This is a genomic window from cf. Phormidesmis sp. LEGE 11477, assembly GCF_015207105.1.
In the GTDB taxonomy this organism is placed as follows: Bacteria; Cyanobacteriota; Cyanobacteriia; order Phormidesmidales; family Phormidesmidaceae; genus Phormidesmis.
Genome location: NZ_JADEXO010000187.1, coordinates 1 through 7139, shown reverse-complemented (window position 1 = coordinate 7139; position 7139 = coordinate 1). Strand labels below are relative to the sequence as shown.

Sequence of the window (7139 nt, the reverse complement as noted above, 5' to 3'; positions counted from 1 at the left end):
GCTCCCTAAACACGGGTTGCCCAGCGAGCAAATTGTGCGCCTGGCGCTTCAGCATCTACAGCCAACCGTTTTATCCAAACGTAAGTCCGCTCTACTTCTCCCTAAATTACTCAAAGCTAAACCTAAGTACCCTGAACGCCAAGAAGAACTGCCTGTTGCCGCTTAAAATAAAGCTCAGCTTTCAACAAAAACTTCGCACTGCCTAGTCAGGTAAGTGCGAACTATCAAGAAGAATTAGGAATGGACTTTCAGCTATTTTTGGTCACCTTTACAGCAGTCTTTATCTCTGAGCTAGGCGATAAGAGTCAGCTAGCGGCAATGGCACTGGGCGGATCTTCTGCTTCGCCGAAAGCGGTCTTCTTAGGATCGGCTAGCGCTTTGCTATTTGCTTCTTTCATCAGCGTAGTTTTGGGTGAGAGCACAGCGCTTTTTCTACCTGAAAAAGTCGTCAAAGGCATTGCGGCGATTGGCTTTGGTCTACTAGCGGTGCGCCTGCTGTGGCCAGAGACTGAAGCGCCTAACCAAATGTCTGATCGGGAGCTCAACAAAATACCCAGTGCAGACTAGGCAAAAGCTAGCGCGCACTGGGCATCAGATAAAGAATGTATTTGTGAGAAATGTGTCCCAAAAACGGATGAGAGACAGATAGCGTCCTAGATAATCTCGATAGAGGCTTTCGACTGCTTAAGAGCTGTTAGCTTAGAGACTGTTAGCCATATCGCGATAGCAAAGCTTTACTAGCAGACCAGCAGCGACTAGCTTCAGCGCTTCTAAGCCCCAGTACAGCGCATGCATCAGATTCATTTGAGGCGTAGCAAAGTCAGAAAGCCCACCGCTAAGATTGAGACCAAGCGCGCTCATTTGAGGGGTGAGCAGATAGGTGTAGGTGAACGCGATCGCCAACAAAGCCCCACTCAGCCACAGCGCCCAGCGACTGCGAGAACCACTGTCAATCACATCGTACTGACTACGATTTTGACGCAGTACTAATAGACCCGTCAAAATCGCTGCCGCACACAGCATCTCAACCCGGTTAAATACCCAAAACAAGCTGTAGCCCGCCGTTGGAAAATCAGGCGTACTCATCATGCCAGACTCATACATCATCGGCATCATTACAAAATCCAGCAAAACACTGCTGCTCAGCCAGAAAGTCACTATCAATAGAACGAACGCATCCCAGCTAAACTGACGCTGAGAAAGCTTTGAAGACAGGTTAGAAAGGTTGGCCATAGTCAAATCCCACAGGCAGTTGATCAAGATACCTTCAGCTTAACCAAACCACCTAGCTTCCCCCGTGAATATTTCTTGCACAAAGACTATTCCTAGCAAGACAACTTTGCACAGCGACACACTGTTTAAAATGCTGATCGATTACTTAACGAAAGGAAGCCTTGCGCTTACGGTTTCACAATTTAGGTTTTACTAGAGCTATTTACTGGAGCTAGCTATGCAAAGATCTACTAGTCAGGCCAGGATGCAGATTGTGCGGCAGTGGCTGACCATAGTAGCGGTCTTGGTGGCGATCGCAATCAACGGAATTTCTAATGCCTATCCGCCTGCTGGCAAAAACACAGGGGAAGTCTCCAACACAATATTGGGCGGCGTGCTGATTACACCTGCAGGCTATGCCTTTGCAATCTGGGGACTGATTTATATCGGGTTAATTGCCTACAGCATCTACCAGGCACTGCCTGCCCAGCGGCATGAACCTGCGTTTCAAAAGGCTTCTTGGGGGATTATCGGCGCGTGCCTGCTGCAAATAACCTGGATATACGTCTTTCTAACGTTTCAGTTTTGGCTCTCTGTTCTATTGATCATAGGCATCTGGCTGTGCTTAGCATATGCCTACATGAATACGCGCTCTGTGCGGACTACCTGGAAAAAACGCTGGCTGTTTCAAGCACCGATTAGCGTTTACTTTGGCTGGATTACGGTGGCAACGGTTGTAAATATTGCTGGCGCACTCTATGTAATGGACGTGCCCGCAGAGAACTTGGGAGAGTTTTCCAGCACCGTCACCGCCTCTCCTAGCGGACTGCTGGCAACTGTCATCATGATGGCAATCAGTGCAGGGTTGGCGGCGGTAGTCGCCTGGAAATACAAAGATGCCTCTTATCCAGCGGTAATCGTTTGGGCCTTGAGTGCGATCGCCATTCGCCATAGCGCCTTACTGGCGATCGCCATAGTCGGCGTGGTCTTAGCCGTTGCCCTATCGGTACTCATCGTTAAAATCAAGGTGACTCGAACTCAGACTGCTTAGCTCGCGAACCCTCTAGCTACCGTGGGCAGTCTTAACCCACTTCAATCGCTTCTCTCTTACGGAAATGCGAATGGCCATTGAACCGATCACGATCAGCCAGTGCAGCATATAGAGTGACCCGCGTATGGTCTGCACAATGGCACTCCACACAGGGGTGCGTTCGGCCTGGCGCAGGGTTGTAAACATGCCGATTCCAGACATGCAGACAGCCATTATCGTGATCGGCGCATAGACTGGCGACTGACGGCGGATCAGTGCGATCGCCAAATCAGGTAGCGCGACTAGGGGCAGCATGTATTGAATAATCCAAAATCCCAACATGTCTAGCGACTTGCGCCAGCCCAGCTGATTTTTAGCTAGCTGACGCCAGTAGTCTAGATAGCGCTGAAAGCCACCCTCCGCCCAGCGATTGCGCTGGTGCCAAAGCGCCAGGAGACTTGTAACGCCCTCTTCACCGACGGCAGGGTCAAACAGCAAGCCAATATCCCACTGCTGCAAGTGCAGTTGAACGGTCAGATCTAAATCGTCTGTAATGGTTTTTTCATTCCAACCACCGCACTGAGCGATCGCCTCTCGTCGAACGAACTGACCGTTACCCCGGAGTTCACCGATACCGCCTACCGCGATTCGCCGCTGTTGCATATAGCAATCTAGCGCCATCTCAGCTTTTTGGCCGCGCGTCCAGAAATTTGTAGTGGCATTCGCGATCGCCTTACGCACCTGCACAGCACCCGTCTTTTCTCCACCTTGCTCGGGGTCGAACATCGGCACCACATGGCGCAGCAAATCGCTAGAAACCTGTGCATCCGCATCAAACACCGCCAGCAGATCGCCCTTTGTCTTTGGCCATACTAGATTCAACGCGCCAGACTTACCACCGATCGCATCGGGGCCTCGATGAACCACGTTAAGTCGGCGATGCTGCCCGGCCAAACGGTCTAATATAGCGGCTGTAGCGTCTGTGCTGTGGTCGTCAATAATCCAGAGGTCGTAGCGATCGGCGGGATAGTCGATATGCAGCAAAGATTCAATCAGTGAGCCGATCACCTGTTCCTCATTTTTGGCAGCAACTAGCAAAGAAACGTATGGCCAAGTATGAGAATCAATCGAGGCTGCAACTGCTTCATTCACGGGCTTTAAGGGAGTCGGCGGGGTTTTAGGCTTAGCCAAGATCACGCGCAGCGCATGCACAGCCATGACGCTGGTCACAACCCAGACAAAGGTATGCCCCCAGGTGACTTTGTGGAGAAAGGCTGTCAGCAGCCATAGCGCAGAGAGTGCGATCGCAGCTTTTAGCCGCCGTCCAGAATACCCCTTAAATAGGTCGCTATCTAAGACAAAATCAGACTCTAAGTCCAGCTCGGAGTCCACAGGCTCAACAAAATCCGTCATGCGTACTTATTGTTTCAATCTCTTAACAAATTATTTCATTTAACCATACCGCTTCATGAGCGATAAACATGCACTAGATGAGCGCTAGCAGCCGTAAAGGGGAACCTTGAAGTACAACAGCTACTGTTATTTAGACGCCTTTCATCGGCCTTTTGCCAAAGCAATTAATACTTGCAGCACCTACATTTGCAGCTATGTCTCTCCAATCCATCAAGCCTGCTACCAAGCCGGAAGCCAGCGTATATCTGCCCTACTACCAAGGGAAAAAACGCAACGCCTTGCCCTATGCCATCGGCCTATATAAACAGGGCAACATAGAAGGTGAGCGCAGAATTGAAGGCACCGATAATATCGCCTTTCTAGCCACGTGGAACGTCTCTATGCTGCCAGCCGATCTCACTCGCTGCCGCATGCAGTTCGATGGCGACGCCGATCTCACCTACGAAATCACCATGCCAACCTATGAATTCGTAGACTGCTTGATCAGCATCGTCGTGGCAATGAATCAAAATAAGTCGCCAGATTTTGACAAGGTCTTCTACCGAAAGCTGTTGCGAATCGACGAATAGAGCTATGGATGAGGAGCGCTCAAGCTAGGTAAAGACCGAAATTAACGACGGCATTCAGTCAAAAGCCAGCCGATCCATCTTCTATGTGGATCGGTTGGCTTTTTTCAATTTTCTTTCGCGACTTATCAAGCGAACGTGTCAGAATAATCGCAGGTTTGCGCTTGTATCATTTGAACTAGACCATCCTATGTCGGTGGTCACTAAGTACGGTCAGCGCTTGTAAGTTGCAAGGAGTCAAGGGCGTGCCCCAGTTATCAGTCCGAACGTCGAAACAGTTGTTAATCGGATCAGTTGAGGCGTATAGCGGTAAATCTGCCACAGTGTTGGGGTTAGCTATGCAGATGCGATCGCAAGGATTAGATGTTGCCTACGCCAAGCCGATTGGCACCTGCCCTAGCGAAGACGGCTCTGACAATAACCTCGATGAAGATGTTCGCTTCATCTCACAAACCCTAGAACTCGGAGCAGACCGCATCCGTCCCACCATCTTTGTCCTAGACGAGCCCACTATTCAGCAGCAGCTCTCCCAAGAAAAACCGCTCCAAGGGCCAGAAGTCGCTGCTGCATTGGCCCCCCAAGATGAAGACATTCTTCTCATGGAAGGCCCAGGCACGCTAGAAGAAGGTTCTCTATTTGGGCTCTCACTGCCGGATATCGCTGACACCACTCAGGCTTCAGTGATGCTAGTTGCTCGCTATCATTCCGCACTAGTCGTCGACAAGCTACTGGCAGCCAAGCAAAAGCTAGGCGACAAACTCATCGGCGTCGTGATCAATGACGTGCCCAAAGACCTCATAGAAGTCGCCGATACCTCTGTTCGTGCCTACCTAGAGCGCCACGAGATCAAGGTATTTGGCATCTTACCGAGGACTGCAATTATGCGTAGCGTCAGCGTGGGCGCACTTGTCCATCAGCTCAACGCCGAAATCCTCAACAAGCCTGAACGCATTGACCAAATGATGGTAGAAGAAATTTCCATCGGGGCCATGAATGCCAATTCAGCCCTGCGCTATTTCAATCAGGCCCACAACATGGTGGTCGTCACCGGGGGCGACAGATTTGATATCCAAATGGCCGCATTAGAAAGTTCGACTCAATGCCTAGTACTCACCGGCAGACTATCTCCTAGAAAAGACATTCTAGAGCGGGCAAACGATGTAGAAGTGCCGATTTTATCCGTCGATTTTGATACGCTCACAACCGTAGACAAAATTGAGCAGGCTTTCGATCAAGTGCGTCTGCACGAACCTATCAAAGTCGCCTGTATCAAGCATCTAATGGAGCAGCATTTTGATATCAATCGAATGATGGATACGCTAGGGCTAGCACCTGCCGTGACGGCCTGATATCTGGGCAGCTCTAAGCTTTAGTTCCTTTTTTGAATTCGTGGCCTGGTCAACCGAAACAGACGATTTTGGCAGAGTTTAAAGGGTTTGGTACTATAGCGTTGACCACTTTGCTAAAGTATACGGTTGCGGCTCAGACCTTTACATAGCAACAGGCAAAGTGACTCACCGCCAGCGAATGCATCCGCCCACTGCGGTAATAACTGCATAGTCGATTTTCCATATCCTCTTAGTCCCCGAGGTAGCCATTGAGTCAGTCCGTCGAAAATCCGCTCGATTCCGTCAAAGTAGACGACTTTTTACAAGAGCTAGCAACTATCCAGCAGTCTGGCTCGAAGCGTATTGCTATTTTGGGGTCTCGTCATGTACCGATCACCCATCAGCGCCTGATTGAGCTCATGAGCTATGCCCTCGTTTTAGGCGGTAATCGATTAATTACTTCTGGAGCCGCTGGCACTAACTCAGCAGCGATTAGGGGGGCAATGAAAGCAGACCCGAATCTGCTAACGGTGATCTTGCCCCAAAGCTTAAAAAAGCAGCCAAGAGAATCTCGTGACCAGTTAGAGATGGTTGCCAATCTGGTTGAGAATTCCACCAATGACATGCTGCCACTTGCGGATGCTAGTGCGATGTGCAACCGGGAAATTATCAGTCGCTGTCAGCAGCTAATTTGCTTTGCGTTTCATGACAGCAAGACGCTGCTAAAGACCTGTCAGGACGCTGAGGATCAGCGCAAGATTGTAACGCTATTTTATTTCGACTAAGCCGATCGCTCGTATCTCTCGCTATGATCGAGCATATGACCAAAATGCGTTAGCCTTAAGTACGCGTGGGCTTGGATGCGTCTAGTTACAAATGCGTTCAACCGCAGGCATAGATGGTTACAGGTATTAGAGACCTTTTTAGTTCACCGTTGTCGCTCGCTTTTTCCCTATGGCTTCTAGTTCATCGTTTGATGTCGTCAGCGAATTTGACCGGCAGGAGTTAGTAAACGCGCTCGATCAGGCCCGCCGAGAAATCAAAAGCCGCTACGACCTGAAGGATACTAAGACGACTATCGATCTCAAAGAAAACGCTATCGATATAGAAACTGATAGCGATATGACCCTTAGAGCTGTGCATGTGCTAATCCAGACCAAGGCGGCAAAGCGTAACCTGTCGATGAAGATATTTGACTTTGGAGAAATCGACGCCGCTAGCGGTAGCCGAGTGCGGCAGGAAATTAACCTCAAGCAGGGCATTGAGAAAGAAGATGCTAAGAAAATCTCTAAGCTAATCAAAGATAACTTCAAGAAAGTACAGGCATCGATCCAGGGAGACTCGGTGCGAATATCGGCCAAAAGCAAAGACGACCTGCAAGCAGCCATGCAGCTAATCAAGGCAGAAGACTGGCCCATGGCTCTGCAGTTCAATAACTATCGATGAGTGCTTCGATTCTTAGATATTACTCTGGCGGACAAACAGAATACAGCCGCTAGCGCTACTCACTGCCAACCCACCCCGCCCGTTGGGCACCCCTCCGGTGGAGGGGATCTACTTCAGGCTTATGCATTTTGTTGCCGAGGTAAT

8 protein-coding genes are annotated in these 7139 nt (G+C 49.9%); 6 read left to right on the top strand and 2 right to left on the bottom strand.

The genetic code is table 11. The annotated features are described in order from the left end of the window. The first annotated feature begins 240 nt into the window (after nucleotides 1-240). The gene (locus IQ256_RS27860; RefSeq protein WP_193858951.1) at nucleotides 241-567 is read left to right on the top strand and encodes a TMEM165/GDT1 family protein; all 327 of its coding nucleotides are present in this window, start codon (nucleotides 241-243) and stop codon (nucleotides 565-567) included. Nucleotides 568-699: 132 nt separating this feature from the next. Here the strand turns inward: IQ256_RS27860 and IQ256_RS27855 are convergent, their stop codons facing one another. Next, the gene (locus tag IQ256_RS27855) at nucleotides 700-1233 is read right to left on the bottom strand and encodes a DUF4149 domain-containing protein (RefSeq protein WP_193858950.1); all 534 of its coding nucleotides are present in this window, start codon (nucleotides 1231-1233) and stop codon (nucleotides 700-702) included. Between the two features lie 217 nt (nucleotides 1234-1450). On the opposite strand from IQ256_RS27855, the gene IQ256_RS27850 reads away from it, so the two are divergent. Next, nucleotides 1451-2263 (top strand): tryptophan-rich sensory protein, encoded by an 813-nt coding sequence (locus tag IQ256_RS27850; RefSeq protein WP_193858949.1) that lies wholly within the window; start codon nucleotides 1451-1453, stop codon nucleotides 2261-2263. A 12-nt stretch (nucleotides 2264-2275) separates the two neighbouring features. Here the strand turns inward: IQ256_RS27850 and IQ256_RS27845 are convergent, their stop codons facing one another. Continuing rightward, on the bottom strand, nucleotides 2276-3655 hold the full coding sequence (locus IQ256_RS27845; RefSeq protein ID WP_193858948.1) for a glycosyltransferase family 2 protein: 1380 nt from the start codon (nucleotides 3653-3655) through the stop codon (nucleotides 2276-2278). 194 nt (nucleotides 3656-3849) lie between these two features. Here IQ256_RS27845 and ebsA point away from each other — a divergent pair, with 194 nt between their 5' ends. The 4 genes from ebsA to IQ256_RS27825 all read left to right on the top strand — a co-directional run bounded on the left by ebsA (nucleotide 3850) and on the right by IQ256_RS27825 (nucleotide 6995). Further along, nucleotides 3850-4224: a type IV pilus biogenesis protein EbsA gene (gene ebsA, locus IQ256_RS27840; RefSeq protein ID WP_193858947.1), complete on the top strand. Its 375-nt coding sequence runs from the start codon at nucleotides 3850-3852 to the stop codon at nucleotides 4222-4224. Between the two features lie 242 nt (nucleotides 4225-4466). Continuing rightward, a complete protein-coding gene (locus tag IQ256_RS27835; RefSeq protein ID WP_193858946.1) occupies nucleotides 4467-5570 on the top strand; it encodes a phosphotransacetylase family protein in 1104 nt (367 codons plus the stop codon). A gap of 248 nt (nucleotides 5571-5818) precedes the next feature. Then, nucleotides 5819-6334, top strand: a complete 516-nt coding sequence (locus IQ256_RS27830) for a DNA recombination-mediator protein A (protein WP_193858945.1) — start codon at nucleotides 5819-5821, stop codon at nucleotides 6332-6334. 169 nt (nucleotides 6335-6503) lie between these two features. Next, a complete protein-coding gene (locus IQ256_RS27825) occupies nucleotides 6504-6995 on the top strand; it encodes a YajQ family cyclic di-GMP-binding protein (protein WP_193858944.1) in 492 nt (163 codons plus the stop codon). The last annotated feature ends 144 nt before the right edge of the window (nucleotides 6996-7139 follow it).

Excerpts from the sequence above, each read along its gene's own strand:
- IQ256_RS27850 (WP_193858949.1), top strand. The coding sequence starts at position 1,451 with ATGCAAAGATCTACTAGTCAGGCCAGGATGCAGATTGTGCGGCAGTGG.
- IQ256_RS27845 (WP_193858948.1), bottom strand. The coding sequence starts at position 3,655 with ATGACGGATTTTGTTGAGCCTGTGGACTCCGAGCTGGACTTAGAGTCT.
- ebsA (WP_193858947.1), top strand. The coding sequence starts at position 3,850 with ATGTCTCTCCAATCCATCAAGCCTGCTACCAAGCCGGAAGCCAGCGTA.
- IQ256_RS27860 (WP_193858951.1), top strand. The coding sequence starts at position 241 with ATGGACTTTCAGCTATTTTTGGTCACCTTTACAGCAGTCTTTATCTCT.
- IQ256_RS27855 (WP_193858950.1), bottom strand. The coding sequence starts at position 1,233 with ATGGCCAACCTTTCTAACCTGTCTTCAAAGCTTTCTCAGCGTCAGTTT.
- IQ256_RS27825 (WP_193858944.1), top strand. The coding sequence starts at position 6,504 with ATGGCTTCTAGTTCATCGTTTGATGTCGTCAGCGAATTTGACCGGCAG.